Source organism: Exiguobacterium sp. SRB7LM (assembly GCF_015712685.1).
GTDB classification, from domain to species: Bacteria; Bacillota; Bacilli; order Exiguobacteriales; family Exiguobacteriaceae; genus Exiguobacterium; species Exiguobacterium profundum.
In genome coordinates, this window is sequence record NZ_VWVR01000006.1 from 2,530,782 (window position 1) to 2,548,497 (window position 17,716).

At 44.1% G+C, this 17,716-nt stretch carries 17 protein-coding genes; 6 read left to right on the forward strand and 11 right to left on the reverse strand.

Annotated elements, in window-relative coordinates:
• Positions 1-32 precede the first annotated feature (32 nt).
• The 3 genes from ahpF to F3H97_RS13785 form a co-directional block, all read right to left on the reverse strand.
• A complete protein-coding gene (gene ahpF / locus F3H97_RS13775) occupies positions 33-1,556 on the reverse strand; it encodes an alkyl hydroperoxide reductase subunit F (RefSeq protein WP_047795758.1) in 1,524 nt (507 codons plus the stop codon).
• Positions 1,557-1,567: 11 nt separating this feature from the next.
• Complete coding sequence (gene ahpC / locus F3H97_RS13780) at positions 1,568-2,131, reverse strand: alkyl hydroperoxide reductase subunit C (protein WP_015880295.1); 564 nt, start codon at positions 2,129-2,131, stop codon at positions 1,568-1,570.
• A 331-nt stretch (positions 2,132-2,462) separates the two neighbouring features.
• Positions 2,463-4,196, reverse strand: a complete 1,734-nt coding sequence (locus F3H97_RS13785; RefSeq protein ID WP_196431684.1) for a hypothetical protein — start codon at positions 4,194-4,196, stop codon at positions 2,463-2,465.
• Between the two features lie 166 nt (positions 4,197-4,362).
• Here F3H97_RS13785 and F3H97_RS13790 point away from each other — a divergent pair, with 166 nt between their 5' ends.
• The gene (locus F3H97_RS13790; RefSeq protein WP_196431685.1) at positions 4,363-5,637 is read left to right on the forward strand and encodes a DNA cytosine methyltransferase; all 1,275 of its coding nucleotides are present in this window, start codon (positions 4,363-4,365) and stop codon (positions 5,635-5,637) included.
• A gap of 78 nt (positions 5,638-5,715) precedes the next feature.
• On the opposite strand, the gene F3H97_RS13795 is transcribed toward F3H97_RS13790, so the two are convergent.
• Genes F3H97_RS13795 through F3H97_RS13805 form a run of 3 tightly spaced genes read right to left on the reverse strand, consistent with a single transcriptional unit; the run spans position 5,716 to position 8,390 of the window.
• Entirely contained in the window at positions 5,716-6,522 is an 807-nt protein-coding gene (locus F3H97_RS13795; RefSeq protein WP_196431686.1) for a BglII/BstYI family type II restriction endonuclease, read from the reverse strand.
• Positions 6,523-6,526: 4 nt separating this feature from the next.
• Complete coding sequence (locus F3H97_RS13800) at positions 6,527-6,964, reverse strand: very short patch repair endonuclease (RefSeq protein ID WP_196431687.1); 438 nt, start codon at positions 6,962-6,964, stop codon at positions 6,527-6,529.
• 55 nt (positions 6,965-7,019) lie between these two features.
• Positions 7,020-8,390, reverse strand: coding sequence for a Sau3AI family type II restriction endonuclease (locus F3H97_RS13805; protein ID WP_196431688.1), 1,371 nt, complete (start codon positions 8,388-8,390; stop codon positions 7,020-7,022).
• Positions 8,391-8,549: 159 nt separating this feature from the next.
• On the opposite strand from F3H97_RS13805, the gene dcm reads away from it, so the two are divergent.
• Positions 8,550-9,884 carry a DNA (cytosine-5-)-methyltransferase gene (gene dcm, locus F3H97_RS13810; RefSeq protein ID WP_196431689.1) on the forward strand — a complete coding sequence of 445 codons (1,335 nt, stop codon included), beginning with the start codon at positions 8,550-8,552 and terminating at the stop codon, positions 9,882-9,884.
• A 147-nt stretch (positions 9,885-10,031) separates the two neighbouring features.
• On the forward strand, positions 10,032-10,721 hold the full coding sequence (locus tag F3H97_RS13815) for an HNH endonuclease (RefSeq protein WP_230872866.1): 690 nt from the start codon (positions 10,032-10,034) through the stop codon (positions 10,719-10,721).
• Between the two features lie 34 nt (positions 10,722-10,755).
• On the opposite strand, the gene htpG is transcribed toward F3H97_RS13815, so the two are convergent.
• Both htpG and F3H97_RS13825 read right to left on the reverse strand, forming a co-directional pair.
• A complete protein-coding gene (gene htpG, locus F3H97_RS13820) occupies positions 10,756-12,624 on the reverse strand; it encodes a molecular chaperone HtpG (RefSeq protein ID WP_196431690.1) in 1,869 nt (622 codons plus the stop codon).
• A gap of 302 nt (positions 12,625-12,926) precedes the next feature.
• On the reverse strand, positions 12,927-13,553 hold the full coding sequence (locus tag F3H97_RS13825) for a TetR/AcrR family transcriptional regulator (RefSeq protein WP_196431691.1): 627 nt from the start codon (positions 13,551-13,553) through the stop codon (positions 12,927-12,929).
• Between the two features lie 123 nt (positions 13,554-13,676).
• Here F3H97_RS13825 and F3H97_RS13830 point away from each other — a divergent pair, with 123 nt between their 5' ends.
• Positions 13,677-14,426 carry an SDR family NAD(P)-dependent oxidoreductase gene (locus tag F3H97_RS13830; protein ID WP_047795764.1) on the forward strand — a complete coding sequence of 250 codons (750 nt, stop codon included), beginning with the start codon at positions 13,677-13,679 and terminating at the stop codon, positions 14,424-14,426.
• Between the two features lie 34 nt (positions 14,427-14,460).
• Here F3H97_RS13830 and F3H97_RS13835 read toward each other — a convergent pair whose 3' ends face one another.
• Positions 14,461-14,787 carry a hypothetical protein gene (locus tag F3H97_RS13835; RefSeq protein WP_047795765.1) on the reverse strand — a complete coding sequence of 109 codons (327 nt, stop codon included), beginning with the start codon at positions 14,785-14,787 and terminating at the stop codon, positions 14,461-14,463.
• 197 nt (positions 14,788-14,984) lie between these two features.
• Between F3H97_RS13835 and F3H97_RS13840 the strand changes: the two genes are divergently transcribed.
• Positions 14,985-15,425 (forward strand): hypothetical protein, encoded by a 441-nt coding sequence (locus F3H97_RS13840; RefSeq protein WP_196431692.1) that lies wholly within the window; start codon positions 14,985-14,987, stop codon positions 15,423-15,425.
• A 28-nt stretch (positions 15,426-15,453) separates the two neighbouring features.
• On the opposite strand, the gene rluF is transcribed toward F3H97_RS13840, so the two are convergent.
• On the reverse strand, positions 15,454-16,164 hold the full coding sequence (rluF, locus tag F3H97_RS13845; RefSeq protein WP_015880301.1) for a 23S rRNA pseudouridine(2604) synthase RluF: 711 nt from the start codon (positions 16,162-16,164) through the stop codon (positions 15,454-15,456).
• A gap of 92 nt (positions 16,165-16,256) precedes the next feature.
• Between rluF and F3H97_RS13850 the strand changes: the two genes are divergently transcribed.
• On the forward strand, positions 16,257-17,081 hold the full coding sequence (locus tag F3H97_RS13850) for a hypothetical protein (protein ID WP_196431693.1): 825 nt from the start codon (positions 16,257-16,259) through the stop codon (positions 17,079-17,081).
• Here the strand turns inward: F3H97_RS13850 and F3H97_RS13855 are convergent.
• On the reverse strand, positions 17,047-17,697 hold the full coding sequence (locus tag F3H97_RS13855; RefSeq protein WP_196431694.1) for a C39 family peptidase: 651 nt from the start codon (positions 17,695-17,697) through the stop codon (positions 17,047-17,049). The two genes, F3H97_RS13850 and F3H97_RS13855, sit on opposite strands and share 35 nt — an antisense overlap.
• Between the last annotated feature and the right edge of the window lie 19 nt (positions 17,698-17,716).

The following is a 17,716-nucleotide window of genomic DNA, read 5'->3' on the forward strand; positions in this document are numbered from 1 at the left end:
CTCGCTCTCATGATAGAGGGCGAGGCTTTTTGTTAGTTGCGAATCATGTAGTCGAAGGCGCCGAGTGCGGCTGTCGCACCAGAACCCATCGAGATGATGATTTGTTTGTAGGCGCTGTTCGTGCAGTCTCCTGCCGCAAACACACCTGGGACGTTCGTCGCGCCATGACGGTCGACGACGATTTCCCCGAAGTTGTTGCGTTCGACCGAGTCGAGCCAGTCCGTGTTCGGGACGAGACCGATTTGGACGAAGACGCCTTCCAATTCGACATGATGTGACTCGTTCGTCTCACGAGACACATACGAGATGCCGTTCACTTTGTCCGTACCCGTGATTTCTGTCGTCTGAGCGTTCGTGATGACAGTCACGTTCGGGAGGCTGTGAAGACGATCTTGTAGCACTTGGTCAGCCTTGAGTTCAGGAGCGAACTCGAGGACCGTTACGTGCTTGACAATCCCTGCGAGGTCGATGGCTGCTTCGATCCCGGAGTTACCGCCACCGATGACCGCGACACGTTTCCCTTCGAAGAGAGGACCGTCACAGTGCGGGCAGTAAGCGACCCCTTTGTTTTTAAACTCCGCCTCACCTGGGACGTTGACGTTACGCCAGCGTGCACCGGTCGAGAGGATGACACTCTTACTCTTCAAGACAGCACCGTTCTCGAGTTCGATCTCGACGAGGTCCTTTTTCTCAAGACGCTTCGCGCGTTGAAGGTTCATGACATCGATGCCGTACTCTTTGACGTGCTCTTCTAGACTGGCGACGAGCTTTGGACCTTCTGTATAAGCAGTACCGATGAAGTTCTCAATCCCCATCGTGTCCATCACTTGGCCACCGAAGCGCTCCGCAATGATTCCGGTACGGATTCCTTTACGAGCCGCATATACGGCCGCACTGGCACCAGCTGGACCGCCACCGACGACGAGGACGTCGTACGGGTCTTTGTCCGAGAATGCAGAGGCGTCAGGACCTGTACCGAGTTTCGCCAAGATCTCTTCAAGTGACATCCGACCGTTCCCAAACGATTCTCCGTTTAAGAAGACCGTTGGGACAGCCATGATCTCTTTCGCTTCCACTTCATCCTTGAACGCGGCTCCGTCGATCATCGTGTGGGTGATGTTCGGGTTAAGGACGCTCATGACGTTTAGCGCTTGCACGACGTCAGGACAATTGTGGCAGCTGAGGCTGATGTATGACTCGAAGTGGTATGTGCCTTCGATATTTTGAATTTGTTTGATTGTGTCCGCATCAACTTTCGGTGCGCGCCCGCTCACTTGGAGGAGGGCGAGGACGAGTGATGTGAACTCATGTCCGAGTGGAATCCCTGCGAAGACGATTCCTGTCTCTTCAGATGGACGATTCACGCTGAAGCTCGGTGTACGCTCGAGCGTCGCGCGTTCGACCGAGATGCGTGATGACATGCTGGCGAGTTCGTTGACGAGCTCGAGCATCTCGTTTGAGACTTTGTCTTCCCCAGCGCTCACACGGAGGACGACATCGCCCTCCATGAGCTGGAGATATTGGTCGAGCTGTTGTTTAATCGCTGCTTCTAACATGCAATCGCTCCTTACAATTTACCGACGAGGTCAAGGCTTGGGCGGAGTGTTTCAGAACCCTCTTCCCATTTCGCTGGGCAGACTTCGCCTGGATTGTTGCGTACGTATTGTGCTGCTTTGACTTTGTTGACGAGCGTGCTCGCGTCACGGCCGATGCCGCCAGCGTTGATCTCGACAGTTTGGATGACACCATCTGGGTCGATGATGAACGTACCACGGTCTGCGAGGCCGTCTTCTTCGTTCAAGACGTCGAAGTTGCGTGAGATGACGTGTGATGGGTCACCGATCATGATGTACTCGATTTTTCCGATTTTCTCAGATGTTTCGTGCCAAGCTTTATGTGTGAAGTGTGTGTCTGTAGAAACAGAGTATACTTCTACACCGAGGTTTTTAAGTGTAGCGTACTCGTTTTGAAGGTCTTCAAGTTCAGTTGGGCAGACGAATGTGAAGTCAGCTGGGTAGAAGCAGACAACGCTCCATTTACCTTTGAGGTCGTTCTCTGTAACTTCGAGGAATTCACCTGTTTGGAATGCTTGTGCTTTGAATGGTAGTACTTCTTTGCCGATTAATGACATGGGTTATGTCCTCCTTGTGTTTTACTCTAGCGTTTCTATCTCGACTAGAATAATTATAATGTAATACTAACTTCATATAACGAGCTGAAATTGTCAAGGCGTTTGCATGCTATTGGAGGATTAGGGATATCAATGGATTATCCGATTTTGGCTTAAAGAAAGTAAAGAAAGCGATTACATATTGATTAGTATTTTTCTCTCTCTTTTCTTATTTTGAAAAATGAAATCTATAAGTGAAGTTACTAATGTATTGACTAGGGTCACTAACTTTCTCGTCGTGAATTATATGATTATCAATTACGTAAAAAAATACCGTAATCACAAGTAGCGATTACGGTTGAATTTTATATGTGCATGCTAATTTTAAACTACTCCATCCATGGGATTCTCCTGCAGAAAATTTTAAGCGCATGATTAATTGTTCTTTATCGTCATTCCAAAAAATCGCATTGTTGATCTTCGTTGGATGATTTGCAATAAACTTAAGATCTTCTCCATAAGAAATGATCTTGGATAATTTTGCATAATTACTCTCATAAAAAGTATGAAGTGTAGGTATATCTCCCACAATTGTTGATATCCCAAGCTTTAGAGAAGCTTTTGAGGCTTTGGATAACGAATCAGCAAGATATTGATTTGCAGATTCTAGTACCTCTTCTCGAGTTAATTTTCCCTCTAAATAGAGCTTTTTTAGTTCTTTTGCTACTTGAGTCGTTTCACCAATTCTAAAGTAGTTTGCTCCCAAAATAGTTCCGAATCCAGGATTCTTTACTACAGGTATCGAATTTGATTTAGCGTTTGCTTTTAACGAGTAACAGAGCTCTTTTAATTTCACTTCTGAAGAATTAGGATTCTTTGGAGTTAAAGTGATTTTTATATCTGAATTGTCTTTAATATCAAGTCTATAAGCATCATCGGTAAGCGATATTGCTGAGATTTTATACTCTGAATATTCTTCTTTAATACTAGGTAGTAAAATGGATTCGACAGCATCTTTTGATGCGTACTTTAATTTTCCTAATGTATCTTTTTTTAAATTCTCACCATATATCTTTAAGTTGTTTAAATGGCGAGCCTCTTTTGAATTTTCGTCAGAAATAACTGCCTTTTGATTAGTGAGTAGATAGTGATAAATTAAAGCTTCGTTCACTTTACCAATACTATTTGGATCATTCAATCTAACTTCATTGGTTTCATGAATAAGTTGGGTCCAAATATCTTCAAACTTACTAATTAGTTCTTGGTTAATGTTAGTTGTAGACTCATTATTAAACAAAGCGGTAGTTAGTTTTATAGGACTATGGGGCTGACTTTCAAATTTAAATCTAATATACAATGTGATATTTCCGTCTGTAAAACCAATAGATGCATTGCCTTTACGGAACAGAATTATGTTTGCATCAGAATCAAATTGATATTTCTTTTCAAGAACAGGAAACTCTGGTGCCTTTTCAATCGACACTAACATTGGCTCCCCTTGAAACAGTAATAGATTTAATCCAGAAATCACCTGTTGTTGATTATTACTATTTAGAAGTTCTTGAAACATTTCTAATGTACTTTCTCTTAATGAATACAGAATGTTTTTTCTAGCTACTCTAGCTTTCTCATTTGATGAAAACTTAATATTTTGTTTACGTACTTCATTGCGATAATCTTTTAAAGACATATATTGGTTAGTTGACCTTAAAAAACTTTTGAAAAAGGCTTCATATAATCTGTCTAACGTTGAGTTAAATTTATCTTGTAAAAGAGGGTCACTAAAATATTTTGATAAGAAGCTTTTTCCTCCTAAATTCCGAGGTTGGATATCTCCAGTTTTCGAATTAAACAGATGATATGGTACTTGGCTTTTATGTAATGTTAATGTTAGGTCAGGGTGTTGATCAGGGTTTGGGGTGTCAAACTTACTTTGTATTGAAGTAATTGAAGAATGCTTTTTATAGAGATAAATTGCAGTAGCAGCTGAAGAGGAGTGTAAATCAATGCGTTCCCCTTTAATCAATTTAGATAAATAGTGCTTTACTTCTAATACATGTTGATTGCCTCTTTGCTTTTGCGTCATTATAAATTTCTCCTATTTAACATTTTCTCTAAGCTATATTGTTTATTATATCGTTTTGGTCCTCATTTTTTGGAAAAACTTAACTCTGGCCATTTTGAATAGAGTCAGTTATGATTAGTGAATAAGAGAATATTATGTAACGGCTAAGAAGATGAGGTGAGAGGACATGAAAATTGACGAACGAGGTAGAGCTAAATTTAGACCCACGAATGACTACTCATCCGAAGATGTCAAACAAGTATTAATAGAAAAAATTAAAGAAGAGTCTAGTCGAATTATTCAATCATCTAAAGATGAAGAAATATTGAATAGTATTAAGCGAGAAAAGCATAAATTTCACGTAGTCAGTCTGTTTTCTGGTTGTGGTGGTTTAGATTTAGGATTTGACTTAGCTGGATTAGTATCTAGTCAAGAAACTCCCAGTATTTTAGAAGAAGTGTACAAGTCGAAAAGTAATTTTGACAGATTAGGAAAGCAAAATATATTCCAAACAATTTATTCAAATGACTTATTTAAAGAGTCATCTAGATCTTACAAGTTAAACTTTGATAATGAGCACACAGTTCAGGATCCACGAGATATACGAAAAATTAAATACTTTCCGTATGCTGATGTGATTTTAGGCGGTTTTCCTTGTCCTGGATTTTCAGCAGCTGGTCCGAGGCTAATCGACGATGAAAGAAACTTCTTATATATTCATTTTATTCGTGCAATTATTCAAGCAAAACCAAAAGTGTTTGTAGCTGAGAATGTTAAAGGGCTTTTAACATTAGGCAAAGGTGAGGTTGCTAGACAGATCATAGAAGATTTTGCTTCTGCAGGCTATAAAATTCAGTATAAATTAGTGAATGCAAGAGATTATGGTGTACCACAAATAAGAGAACGTGTATTTATTGTAGGCGTTCGCGATGACGTTAAATTTTCATACAAATTTCCGGAACCTACTCATGGAGCGGACAGAAGCCTATATGTAACGCTCGAAGATGCTATTGGTGATTTACCAGAATGGCCAGAAGACGTTTATGAAGGCGACTTTTCATCGATTTATTTATCACGCAATCGTAAAAAAGATTGGAACGATCAAGCTTTTACAGTTCAAGCATCAGGTAGACAAGCGCAATTATGGCCTGGTGGGGAAAGAATGAAAAAGTTAGGCAAAGATGAGTGGGGATTGGTAGGAACTCAGAATCGTCGGTTGAGTGTCAGGGAATCGGCGAGAGTTCAAACTTTTCCAGACTGGTGGGTATTTGATGATGGAAGTAGCACATCTGTTAGCTCAAAAAATAATAGGCTAGATAAGCAGTATAAACAGATCGGAAATGCAGTTCCGGTTCTATTAGCAAGAGCTATTTTACAACCAATTGCCGACTGGGCGAAAAAAGAAATTGATCACCAAATTGAAGTGGATAAGCAACAAGCACAGTTGTCATTGGATATTTAAAGGAGGAGGGCTATTGAGCTCTCCTCTTTATATTTAAATACTATAAATATCATTAATTAAACAAACACATATAATTAATTATGTGTTAGATAATGGGTCTTTGATGTCTATTCCCACCAACCAAATAGGTACCTTTAAAACACTTGAATATGTTTCAATCGTCTTTTTCATTTTCTCGTAAGTCACTATATTACTACTTAATAATTTTTCAAGATTACCCGTTGGTGTTATGTAAATTAACAAGTCAATACCTGTTAAATTATCTAAATGTAGTACTTTAAATAAATCATAATAACCTAAAGCCCAGTTAGCAAGTTGAATTTCACCGACTACTGTAGGAGTGGATTCGTCATTGAGTTCAAAGTTATCAAAGTAATTATCTTCAAATACTTGATTAGAAAGATAGTGTTTTTTCTTTTGCTTTTTCACGAAATTCCTCCAGTGTGTATTACCGTCACTAATTGAACGATGTCCGAAGCAGTAGTCGTAAACCTTTTTAGCATTCAATTCTTCATCATAGTAGGCAAAATCGAACCCCTTAGCTTTATCGTTGTCTTGAAAATATCCATCCATAAAACTAACTTCGAGATGTATATCTGGAATTTCAATTAAGCGTTTTCTAAGCGCCTTATTGATTTCTTTAGTAGAAATTTTACGATAATGTTTTTTATTTTCGGTTCCGTGTACTGGAGTAAGGTCATCAAAAGATTTATGAATAAGGTTAAAAACATCTTCTCTGTACTTAGGAAAAACCTCTAAAAAGGTTTTAGAATTCCTGTAATAAAAACTATCGACGAGCTGTATTTGAAATTCTTTTAATTGTAGCCAATCAGTATCTTCTGTAGGATTTTCAATCCATGTACGTTGAATTTTCTCTGAGTTCATTACTTTAGTCTCCTGATATTTTTTTTGAATTGTCGACAAAATGTGTGATTGTATAAATCACATGATCGAAATCATCATTGACCTGGTGTTCCCAAAATCGAAGGATGATCCAACCTTCCTCTACATAATGTTGTGTGACGTCGGCATCGCGTTCGATGTTACGTCCAATCTTTTGACGCCAAAAATCGGCATTCGTCTTCGGCAATTTGAAGTGGAGGGGACAGCCGTGCCAATAGCAAGAATCCAGAAATACGACGACGCGTAATCCCGGGAACGAGATGTCGGGGGTCCCGTAAAGTTTGCGATTGTTCTTGCGGTACCGGTATCCGGCCGCCCACAGCGCTTTTCTGACTTTGACTTCCATCTTCGTATCTTTTCCACGGTTGCCGCTCATCGTCTTGAACACGGCTGGACTCGATGCTTTCGGTACGTTTTTGGCCATATCCCTCACCTCCCTCTACTAGGAAGATTCCACTGTAGGGAGAGAAGTACTCATGTTAAGCGTCTAAAATCTGCTGAATGTAGTTTCGATCTAACCAAAACGCCTGCTTTGTGATCCATTGTCCATCGGGGAGGCGGATTTTGTCATCTCCATCCGCACCTTTTGAACGTACATGTGCGACTTGGTTGAATTTTGATCCGGGCAGGTTGTTCTTTACTCTATTTTTCATGGGAATCAGCTCAACCCCTTCTATTACGACCTTTCGAGCTTCGGACCACATCTCATATAGTTCGCCATCGATTGTATCGAGTGGCATGTTCCAGAGTCGAATGCCTACAAAGCGAGGGATTCGTTTTTTCTTCGGGACGTATTCTTCGTCATATTGAAATTCTAAGAAAAGATATTTCTGTTCTGCGAATGTGTCATATAGGTCTGAATCTTCCCAGTCACTTTGGCATAGATTTTCAAAATCGACCTTGCCGAACGACATATGTTCGCGAATCTTTCCGTCGGGTTCTCGTGCGACCGTTTTGAACTTGATGTTTGCCTTCGCAAATTCTTCGATACCGGAAAGGTCTGTCTTTTGCACTCCTAACAGTTTGGCCATGACATGAGGAATCATCGCCTTGTTTCTAGGGTTATATGGAACTTTCGTTTCTTCACATAAATCAATCAGTGTCTTGCCATAGTGTGGTGAGAGTCGGGTTTCGAGAAGTTCCTCGATAGACATTTCGTTTAACTCACCTTGGTTCGCGATAGATTCCATTAGTTCCGGTGTTAAATATTTACGAATCAATCCAGACATATAGGATGCTTTCAAAGAGAAGGCACGCGGTTTGGCAGGTTCATCTGAGAAGGGTTGAGTACGCACAATCGAACCGTTCGCCCCTTTTGTACAGGCGGACAGATACATCGTATCTGCCTCCGAAATGAGATGAGCCTCTCCATTCTTGATTTTGGTAACGATTGTTTCCCAGTCTTGTCGCATCACGGCTAAATCTTCCTCCGAGAACTCGTTTAAGAATGACTTGTAGATACGGTAGTCATCCATTGGGATCTCAGGCTCATATTGATAGAGCATGATGAGCATACTTGTGGCTTTCGATAAAAAGCTTGAAGTTTCAAACGAGTATCTATGCTCGCTATGGTAATCAATCATATTCAAGACGAGTCGTTCTTTTGAAGAATATGTACCATTTTTGTTTTTCTTGAAAGGAGTGACCTTTAACTCGATACCAAGTTCCTCAAAGTCTGGTCGGGCATCTGAATTGATTGGATATCCGAAGTGGCTCTCTTCAATGATGTGACCGAGTGATCCCTTGGAACGAACATTTTTAATCCGTCCGGTCGTATCAATCTCGCCGAATGTCTTGCCCTCAGCCTCTCTTGCCTTATCCATTAATTCTTGAATCGTTTCGTAACGCAATCGAATACCTCCTATAAATTTACATATGTAAGATGAGTATAACGTAGTTGTTGATCCCATTCACCTTTTCTGTTAAACTAATTTCATCGAGCTAGTTCGGTTGTGATAGGACCTAAAATAGCGTAAATTTAAGATAGAAAATACGAAAGGGTGTTCCCATTGATTAAAGTAGTTGAGTTGTTTGCCGGTGTAGGAGGTTTCCGCATCGCGCTTGAAGGAATCAAAGATGTGAATGCCGAGCCTACATCTGACAAATTCGATGTGGTTTGGGGCAATCAGTGGGAGCCGGCGACGAAGGTACAACCGGCCTTTGATTGCTATGCTGAACGTTTTAAAGGACGTGGCCAACACGTAAATGAGGATATCGCGCTGTCATGGATGGAAGCAGGACCACACCATTTACTTGTGGGGGGCTTCCCGTGCCAAGACTATAGCGTGTCACGTAGCTTGAAGAATGAGCAAGGGATTCAAGGGAAGAAGGGTGTCTTGTTCTGGGAAATCATGAATATCATCGAACAGGAAAAGCCGCCTTACGTCTTACTCGAGAATGTCGATCGCCTAATGAAGTCACCTGCGAAGCAAAGAGGGCGTGACTTCAGTGTCATGCTTCGAGCGTTTGCCGATCAAGGATATACGGTCGAGTGGAGAGTCATCAATGCTGCCGATTATGGATTTGCCCAACGCCGTCGCCGTATCTTCATCTTTGCGACGCGAGCGGATTTGAAGCATTCAACCCGAGCGGGGAAAGCGAATCCTGAGCAGTGGTTGTTGAAAGACGGATTCTTTGCACCGACTTTCCCGGTCATGGAGATGACGAGCGAGAAACATCCAGGTTCGACGTTCGAGTTGCCGAAAGACATCGTTGAAATCTCGGACACATTCTCTGCGACTTATCGAAATGCGGGTGTCATGACGGGGGATCAAGTGACGACGCTTGAGGCGCTCCCGGTTCGCGAGACGGCTAAGACGCTCGGCGAAGTCGTTCGAGAGGTCTATGAGCAGTTTGGCCCTGCTCCGGAACACTATTATCTGGATACAGAGAAGGTTAAAAAATCTGGACGTACGGAAAAAGAGGAATTGGCTTACATGAAAGGACCTAAAAAAATCGAACGTACTTCTGCGAGCGGTCACGTCTATGTCTATGCCGAAGGAGGCATGTCCTATCCAGATTCGCTAGACCTTCCAGGTAGAACGATGTTGACGAGCGAAGGAACGTGCAACCGTTCAAGTCATGTCATCGAAGATCCACATACGAAAAAATTGCGCTATTTGCGTCCGGAAGAATGTGAAGGATTGAATGGCTTCCCATACGGATGGACCGCGACTATGACAGACCGCAAGCGATACTTCACGATGGGGAATGCACTCGTCGTCGGATTGATTGAGCGGATGGGCCATCGAATCGCAGAAATTCATGAGCAAGAGGACGAGCAGAGCCTGTTGCACGAAGTGAAACAGATGCAGTTGTTGGGGACGTATAATAACTTCAAATAAAAATAATCCTCTTTCTTCGTTTCGATTGATTTTGAATTCAATTACTGAATTCAATAAATTTCCGTAGCGATAGTGAGAGGATTTTTGTTGTCTTTAGGCAAATACTTGCGTTAGAACGAAACTAATAATTTATAGGAGGCTCGACATTTGAATTTACCGATTTTACAACCAAGCGGAAGAGGAAGAGAGTTTAATTCAGTTGATGATTTAAAAAAGTATCGAGTATTAATTGCTTATCTTATCGATGGTCTTAGTCATAGGGAAATCGAAAATAGAATTCTAAAGCCCACTTCTAAAAAATCAAATGGTTTTGAATCGATGAATATTTTAAGATATCTAGGCCTGAGTAATGAATTCAAAGGTATTTTTATAAATTATTCAGTAGATGGAATGATTGAAGAGCTTACTGTTCATATCGGATATGAGGAAATAGTACGTATTCTTAGTTCTGTAAGTAAAGAATTAGAATATGTAACAGAAGAAGATATAAACGCCGAGGAAGTAGAAGGTGGAGGCATGGTGTTAGAAGGACAGGAACATTATTACTACGGAAAGCGATATGAGCGGGAAGCTTCGAATCGGAAAAGAGCTATTGAAATTCATGGTGTGAATTGTATCGTATGTGATTTCAATTTTGAAGAAGTGTATGGCGAACGTGGTAAAGACTTCATTGAAGTGCACCATTTAAAACCATTAAGCACTTTAGATGAGCCTGTGATAGTGAATCCTAAAACTGACTTAATTCCCGTCTGTTCTAATTGTCATCGGATGATTCACCGGAAAACTGAACGAATACTGTCACCAGATGAGCTACGGCAATTGATAAAAAACAGATAAACGCAAAAGACAGAGGATCCCCTCTGCCTTTCAATCACTCCGCCATCAACGCACACACCGCATTCGAATACGCTACCGGATCTTCAATCGGTAACCCTTCAATGAGTAGGGCTTGTTGATACAAGAGGTCTGTATATTGTTTCGCTTTCGCTTCATCTTCTTTATACACACGTTGGAGTGTCTGGAAGATGGCGTGGTCGGCATTCACTTCGAGCACTTTCTCCGCTTTCATGCCGCCGCCGTTTGGCATCGCGTTCAAAATCTTTTCCATCTCGATTGAGACGTCACCCGCGACCGTCAAGCAAACCGGATGCGACTTGAGACGTGTCGAGGCACGCACTTCTTTGACGCGGTCTCCGAGCTCTTCTTTCATGAATGCGAACAAGTCTTGGTTGTCTTCGTTGAGCGATTTCGCTTCCGCGTCATCGAGACCGAGATCGCCGCTCGCAATCGATTTGAATTCTTTGTCTTCATACGACTGAAGCATCTTGATGGCGAACTCGTCGATTTCTTCTGTGAAGTAGAGGATCTCGTATCCTTCTTCTTTCAAACGTTCTGCTTGTGGCAAGAGATCGATGCGATGAATCGATTCGCCTGTCGCATAGTAAATATACTTCTGATCTTCTTTCATCCGCTCGACGTACTCTTTGAGCGAGACGAGTTTCTTCTCGTGAGAAGAATGGAAAAGAATCAAGTCTTTCAATTCGTCTTTGGCTGCGCCGAACTGATCATACACGCCGAACTTCAATTGGCGACCGAACGACTCATAGAATTTCTCATAGTCCTCACGCTCATTTTTGAGCATCTTCTCGAGCATCCCTTTGATTTTCGACTTCACGTTTTTGGCGATCACGCGAAGCTGGCGGTCCTGCTGCAACATTTCACGGGAAATGTTGAGGGAGAGGTCTTCTGAGTCGACCATCCCTTTGACGAAGCCGAAGTAGTCTGGCAAGAGGTCGGGTGACTTCTCCATGATCAACACGCCGTTCGAGTAGAGCTCGAGCCCTTTCTCGAATTCTTTCGTGTAATAGTCGAATGGAACCGTTGACGGGATATACAGGATTGATTGATAACGAATCGTCCCGTCGACGTTCAAGTGAAGGTGCTTGAGCGGCTCATCAAAGCCGTAGCGCTTCTCGTGATAGAATGCCTTATAATCTTCGTCGGTTAGTTCGCTCTTTCGCTTCCGCCAAATCGGCACCATGCTGTTGACGGTTTCTTCTTCTTGATAATCCTCGTACTCTTCCGAGTCCTCTTTTTGACGATGCTTCGTCACATCGAGTTTGATCGGGTAACGGATGAAATCCGAATGTTTCTTGATGAGCGAACGGATCTCATATTCTTCAAGGAATGACGAGTACGCATCATCTTCTGTGTCTGCTTTCAAGTGGAGCGTGATTTCTGTACCGATGTCCGCTTTGTCTGTCGGTTCGATTGAATAACCGTCTGTACCTTCGGACTCCCATACGTATCCTTGATCACTGTCAATCGAGCGAGTACGCACGGTTACGCGGTCAGCGACCATGAACGCGGAATAGAACCCGACCCCGAATTGACCGATGAGGCTATGGTCTTCTTCCATCTTCGTCGCCTGTTTCATGGCGAGTGAACCGCTCTTTGCGATGATTCCGAGGTTTGTTTCGAGTTCTTCTTCTGTCATCCCGATCCCTGTATCGCGAATCGTGATCGTCCGCGCTTCTTTGTCGAGTTCGACTTTGACGAAGTAATCGTCTTTGTTGAATTCGATGCTTTCGTCGGAGAGGGCACGATAATACATCTTGTCGATGGCGTCACTCGCGTTCGAGATGAGCTCACGCAAGAAGATGTCCTTATGTGTATAGATTGAGTGGACCATCAACTCTAAAATTCGTTTCGATTCGGTTTGAAACTGTTTTTTTGTCATGATCGTTCTCCTTTTGATGTCTATATTTTGGCACTCTGTATATAGGAGTGCTAACACTATTGATTATCCTAATTTTTAGGAAGATGTCAACCGAGATTGAAGAAAAGATTGACGAGGACGTAGGTTTCGCATATAGTTGAGTACATGCGATGAGCTGGTCTATGTAAGACGGCGGACATTCCCTTGAGGAGCACGTTGTGGAGCGTGGTCCGTCGCGGTAGACTTTCGAGAGCACCTCTAGTGAGAGGTGCTCATTTTTTATGTACACAATTAGCCTCCCTTCAAGCGAAGGGAGGCTTTTCTTATGCCCGAATGGATGTGAGGAACATCTCTTTTAAAGCACGCAATTGTACAGCCGGTTCGATATCGTCCTCTAAATAACTGATGTGCGACTTCAACATGATGTTGTTGCCGAACGTCCCGAACGTATTGATGATTGTGACGACGGTCACCTTCACATCGATATCCGAGCGGAATGAACCGTCTCGTTTCCCATCTTCGATCAAGGGTTCGAGTGTCTGCATGATCTGTCGTTGAACGTCGATGTATGTCTCGATTCCAGGAAGAGGTGAGGCGACGAGCGATGCATAGCTCTCGAACGCCTCTCGGAAACGGGCATGGTTCGTCCGTTCCAACTGCATCTCGAAAAAGTGGTTCAAGATGGTCTCGAGTCGTTCATAGGCGTTTCCTTCCTCATGCATGAATTGTTCAAATCTCTCGAGTGTCGGTTGTAGATTCTTGACGGCTGCTGCGACGATCAATTGATCCTTCTTCGGGAAGTAGCGAAACAGTGTCGCCACCCCAATCCCTGCGGCGTCCGCGATGTCCTGCATTTGAACCTTCTCAAAGCCATTCTCTATAAATAAGCGTTCTGCCTCTTGGATAATCAGTTGAACTCGTTCTTCTTTGTTTTGTTGTCGTTTACTCAATTCGATCACCTCATTGTCTGTCCTTAGTATATCGTCTTCAAGCAGTTTCGTTGAGATTAATGTCACATCCAATTATGATTATGATAGTTAGACTATCATAATTTAATGAATGGAGCTGGGACAATGCGTTTACAGGGGAAAGTAGCGGTCATCACAGGGGCAGGAAGCGGTATGGGAGAGTCAACGGCACGTCTATTCGCCAAAGAAGGGGCAACAGTCGTCGCGACAGACATCAATGAACAAGGAGTAAACAATGTAGTCGAGTCGATTCGTGCACAAGGTGGGGAAGCCATCGCGGTGAAACATGACGTGACATCACGCTCGAGCTGGGAGGATGTATTCGCGGAAGTGGAAGCGACATGTGGCAAATTAGATATTCTCGTCAATAACGCTGGAATCGCACTTGCAAAACCTTTCTTGGAACAGACAGAAGAGGACTGGGCACGCACATATCGCATCAATATCGATGGAGTCATGTTAGGGACACAGTACGCGATTCCGCTCATGACGGAGAACGGGGGAGGATCAATCGTCAACATCTCCTCCATCTCTGCATTGACCGGTATGGCGGGTGCCGGGGCCTATACGGCCTCGAAAGGTGCGGTCCGTTCTCTCACGAAAGCAGCGGCCGTCGATTACGGGAAGCAAAACATTCGGGTCAACTCGGTGCATCCAGGGTACATCGTGACACCGATGAGTGCCCCGCATATGGAACATCCGGACTATAAGCAGCACTTCTTGAATCAAATCGCCCTGCCGAATCTCGGACAAGCGGATGAGGTGGCGGCAGCCGTTCTCTTCCTCGCGTCAGACGAAGCGAATCATATCAGCGGGATCGAACTTCCGGTAGACGGTGGCGTGACGGCGAAGTAAAAGTAGGGTCTCTATGGAGGCCCTACTTTTTTAATTACTCTAAGATTCCGATTAACTCCATCACGAGTAGTATGACTAGACCTGAACTAAGCACAGCTGCAAAAAAGACGAGCACAGCATACTCTTTCTGCTTCAAAATTGCCCACCATCCGGTCACAAACGCTCCTAGCCCGAGGATAGAGAATGTGGTCATATAGCTGAGTCGAAGCATGTTTGCAGTATTGTCGCTCCAAAGCGTCGAGTGGAAGATTGTATCAAATTGATTGAGCAGAAGAAACGGTACATACATGGCAAGGAACAAGGCAATCAAGAGAATAGACCATTTTCCGATTGAAGTATGTGGAAAGATTGCACCATTCATGAGGATTCACCTCTTTTCATTTTAAAATCATCTGTACTATTTATATTCCCGTTTTGTGTAAAGAGTTTGAGTGATTCATCAAATTGACATGATATAGTCGACATGAAAGAGTGAGATGACAATTGTAGAACAGTGCCAAATGAGCCGAAAAAGGAAATTGATTTTATTTAGTTAACTATGAAAGTTGGTATAGTGAGATGGACACTCAGTTTGAGATAGAACGGATTTGGATGGATGAAACGGAGCTGTTTTATCAAGTTCAGCTTCAACTTCGGTCTTCTGCTTGCGCCAGCAATCAGTTGATTTATTTAGATGATGCGAGTCTTGAGGATCTTCATCAAAAGATCGATCAATTCAATCAAGCGTGGGGCAAAGAACCGATTACATGGAGACTAGTCGATGAAGAAGAGGGTTCGGATGATTTGCAAGTCAATCTAACTTTCACGTTGATTGACCGGATTGGGACCATCCAAATCGATATTTTCATTCATGATGAATGGCAGTTTGACTCATTTGACCATGTTCATATGAAATTTAGAATGAGGACGACGATGGGACAGCTCGACGACTTGAGCGCTCAACTCAAACGTTTCATTCGTCGTGAGACCGACCATGTCTCATCACTTCGACCAGAATAAAGCAGCCTGAGACGACTCAGGCTGCTTTTTAGTACCATTCTTTCGGTTCGTAATTCAATTCGCGGAACAGCTGCTCACGCTCTTTTTTCGAAAGATCGCGCCATTGTCCAGGCGGGAGTTTCCCGAGCGTGATGTTCATGACACGAACGCGTTGGAGGCGGAATACTTCGTATCCGAGCGCCTCACACATCCGACGGATTTGGCGGTTGAGTCCTTGCGTGAGGGTAATGTTGAAATCGAACTTTGAAAGCGGACGGACTTTACACGGAAGTGTCTTCTGTCCAAGGATTTTGACGCCTGCTTCCATCTGCTCGACGAACTCTGGTGTGATTGGCTTATCAACCGAGACGATGTATTCTTTCTCGTGCTCGCCTTCTGCACGGAGAATCTCGTTGACGATATCGCCGTCGTTCGTCATGAGGATGAGACCTTCCGAGTCTTTATCAAGACGACCGATGTTAAAGATGCGGAGCGGGTGGTTGACCATGTCAACCAAGTTCCCTTTTACTTTCTTCTCTGTCGTACTCGTGATCCCGACCGGCTTATGGACGGCGATGTAGACGTTGTTTCGGGCGACCCGAGCGACCGAACCGTTGACGAGGACTTCATCCCCCGGTTTGACCTGGTCGCCTATTTTTGCTTTCTTCCCGTTGATGGTGACGCGTCCCTCTTCGACGAGACGATCGGCTTGGCGACGGGACGCCTTGCCTGATTCACTGATGAATTTATTGATGCGCATGTATACACGTCCTTTGTTTGGCTTCGTCCTCTCACTATAACGCATTTTATAAACTCTCGAAAGCGGGAAACGAACGGGAGAGGAGGGATGACATGGAGGCAGTACGACTGTTACAAGACGCGATCCGATTTCAGCAGGCACTGTGCGATACAACGTTCGGGAAAGAATTGATTCAAGAGGCATCACCTGTCCTTTGGTACGGGCGACCTGGTCCGGATCAATGGCTGACCATCGGGACGAATCCGTCTCGCGGCGAGTTTTTACATCGTGACGGGACATCGAGAACGGGGCAACACCAAAAGTTCTATTGGCGGGACACACTTTCGTTAGAAGATTACCTTGGAAATGAAGAGGCGCTGCAACAAACGCTCGAACGGGCATCGGACTATTTCGAGTCGGGTCGTGCGACGACGAGCTGGTTTGGGAAACCGGGTGGGGCCAAACTCGAGGCGCTCCTTAACGGGATGGGACGATCGTTCTATGATCATCCGGACGCTGTCATCCACGTCGATTTTTTTAAATTTGCGACGTATGAACAGATGGGGAAGATGAGGACCGGGCGCCACTGGATGGAACACCCGACCTCAATCGAATTGTTGGAGCGGACGATTGCGCACATCAAACCAATCCGTATCATCGTGCTCGGACGGGATAACTGTCGTGCCTTTAGCGGTTTTTCAACAATCGGAAGACTGTCTGCATATCCCGCCGTCACCTATGAAATCGGACTCCACGAATCGGGTATCCCGATGATCGGACTTCATATGAAGCCGTCAGAAGTGTTCGTTGGGCTCGGGAATGGTCGTGATTCAAACGGGCTACATTACGGGTCATACGCGAAACGCGAGCACCTGTTAAAAATAGGGCAAGCGATTGACACGATTATGGACGAGTGGCTGGCGGATGGACACGCGTGATGCTACCCCAAAAGTTGAATTCGTTGAAGTCGATGTAGCGCACGTCCTTCGAACGATTGTCGAGCACGGCTAACAAGATGACGTCCGGGAACCCCCGTTTTTCAAACTGCAAGTAGCCGATTCCCGTGACAGAATGGTTTTTATAGAAGCCGTTCGCCATGTTCAACACAAACGGGCGGCTTGCTTTCAGCTCACGCTCGAACGTCGTCCATTTCCAAAGATAGCGTGAACTGCCTCGACCGTCGTACCCGTATCGCTTCCAAAGTTTCGTGATGATGGTGGCGATTTGAGTCGGCGGCGTCCCTTTTTCGTCTTTGAAATGATGCTTGAAGGCGATCTCGCGCACATCTTCTTGGATCTGTGTCACATCATCTGGGATATTCGCATACCCATGATCTCGATAGAAACGGAAGATGGCGGTGATCGACGTCAACGTACAGTTATTCTTGCCGTTCTCGAACTGACGTTGGAGCAAGACGGGCACGCCTTCAATCTGTACAGAGCGCTTTAATGTCCAGCGTCCGTGATAACGATCGTTCACATAAGCTTCCGGGTCGATGATCCCGGCATAGCCGTTGTTCGCAACCTCGAGTTGTCCTGCAAATGGGTGCTCCATCTCGGTCTCCCTCCTTTTC

Excerpts from the sequence above, each read along its gene's own strand:
- F3H97_RS13830 (WP_047795764.1), top strand. The coding sequence starts at position 13,677 with ATGCGTTTACAGGGGAAAGTAGCGGTCATCACAGGGGCAGGAAGCGGT.
- F3H97_RS13790 (WP_196431685.1), top strand. The coding sequence starts at position 4,363 with ATGAAAATTGACGAACGAGGTAGAGCTAAATTTAGACCCACGAATGAC.
- htpG (WP_196431690.1), bottom strand. The coding sequence starts at position 12,624 with ATGACAAAAAAACAGTTTCAAACCGAATCGAAACGAATTTTAGAGTTG.
- ahpF (WP_047795758.1), bottom strand. The coding sequence starts at position 1,556 with ATGTTAGAAGCAGCGATTAAACAACAGCTCGACCAATATCTCCAGCTC.
- F3H97_RS13800 (WP_196431687.1), bottom strand. The coding sequence starts at position 6,964 with ATGGCCAAAAACGTACCGAAAGCATCGAGTCCAGCCGTGTTCAAGACG.
- F3H97_RS13785 (WP_196431684.1), bottom strand. The coding sequence starts at position 4,196 with ATGACGCAAAAGCAAAGAGGCAATCAACATGTATTAGAAGTAAAGCAC.
- ahpC (WP_015880295.1), bottom strand. The coding sequence starts at position 2,131 with ATGTCATTAATCGGCAAAGAAGTACTACCATTCAAAGCACAAGCATTC.
- F3H97_RS13855 (WP_196431694.1), bottom strand. The coding sequence starts at position 17,697 with ATGGAGCACCCATTTGCAGGACAACTCGAGGTTGCGAACAACGGCTAT.
- F3H97_RS13840 (WP_196431692.1), top strand. The coding sequence starts at position 14,985 with ATGGACACTCAGTTTGAGATAGAACGGATTTGGATGGATGAAACGGAG.
- F3H97_RS13835 (WP_047795765.1), bottom strand. The coding sequence starts at position 14,787 with ATGAATGGTGCAATCTTTCCACATACTTCAATCGGAAAATGGTCTATT.
- F3H97_RS13795 (WP_196431686.1), bottom strand. The coding sequence starts at position 6,522 with ATGAACTCAGAGAAAATTCAACGTACATGGATTGAAAATCCTACAGAA.
- F3H97_RS13850 (WP_196431693.1), top strand. The coding sequence starts at position 16,257 with ATGGAGGCAGTACGACTGTTACAAGACGCGATCCGATTTCAGCAGGCA.
- rluF (WP_015880301.1), bottom strand. The coding sequence starts at position 16,164 with ATGCGCATCAATAAATTCATCAGTGAATCAGGCAAGGCGTCCCGTCGC.